Raw genomic sequence first — 1065 nt, 5'->3', positions numbered from 1 at the left:
ATTGCTTAATAATTCTAAAGTTCATCATCTTTCTTTTCTTTATGATGATGCTTTTTATCCTTTTTAGGTTTATTTTCGTTAGAAGTTAATTCTTTCATCTTACTACTTGCAGCGAATGAAGCAATCATATTTGTAAGCATATCAGATGCTGCTGAAGGCGCATTAGGAAGCAAAATAAGATTAGAATTAGTCTCTGCTCCAACAGATTGTAATGTATCATAATGTTGAGTAACAACAATCAAAGCAGACGCTTCTTGTGAATTAATTCCAACACCATTTAGAACATCAACACTTTCTACAAGTCCTTGTGCTATTTCTCTTCGTTGATCTGCAATACCCTGACCTTGTAAACGTTTAGATTCAGCTTCCGCTTTAGCTTTTGCAACAATACGTATGCGACTTGCCTCTGCTTCATACTCTGCAGCCACTTTTTCACGATCTGCGGCATTAATTCTGTTCATAGCATTCTTAACCTGTATATCTGGGTCAATGTCTGTAATAAGCGTATTAATGATGTCATAACCATATGTGGTCATTGCTTCATTTAATTCTCTTTTTACGGCTACTGCAATATTATCTTTTCTTTCAAAGACATCATCAAGAATAAGTTTTGGTACTTCTGCTCTAACCACATCAAATACATAAGAAGTAATTTGATCATGTGGATATTCTAATTTATAAAATGCGTCGTAAACACGATCAGGAATAACTCTAAACTGAACAGAAACTTTCAATTTCACAAATACATTGTCTTTCGTTTTTGTCTCAATAAGTACATCCAATTGTTGAATTCTTAAATTTACTACTCCAGAAATTCGATCAACAAAAGGAATCTTTAGTTGTAAACCTGAGTGACGTATGCTATTAAACTTACCAAAACGCTCAATAATTGCAGAAGATTGTTGTTTCACTGTAAAAAAACCAAGAAACAGTAAAACTACTGCTACAACAATAATAATAATAGTTGGTGCCATAATTTAGTTATTTATAATATCTATAAAATAACAAAAAATAAACTAAAAAAGCGACATTAATAATAATATATTTCCAAGTTAACATATAACC

General features: G+C 31.6%; 1 protein-coding gene. It reads right to left on the bottom strand.

Going from position 1 to position 1065, the window contains the following annotated elements; translation table 11 throughout:
• Positions 1–14: 14 nt before the first annotated feature.
• Positions 15–974, bottom strand: coding sequence for an SPFH domain-containing protein (locus RH98_RS15005; protein WP_010257786.1), 960 nt, complete (start codon positions 972–974; stop codon positions 15–17).
• Between the last annotated feature and the right edge of the window lie 91 nt (positions 975–1065).

The organism is Myroides injenensis M09-0166, assembly GCF_000246945.1.
GTDB classification, from domain to species: domain Bacteria; phylum Bacteroidota; class Bacteroidia; order Flavobacteriales; family Flavobacteriaceae; genus Flavobacterium; species Flavobacterium injenense.
This window is presented reverse-complemented; position numbering and strand designations above follow the sequence as displayed.

What these genes read in the sequence shown, in the direction of transcription:
- RH98_RS15005 (WP_010257786.1), bottom strand. Translation starts at nt 974, where the DNA reads ATGGCACCAACTATTATTATTATTGTTGTAGCAGTAGTTTTACTGTTT.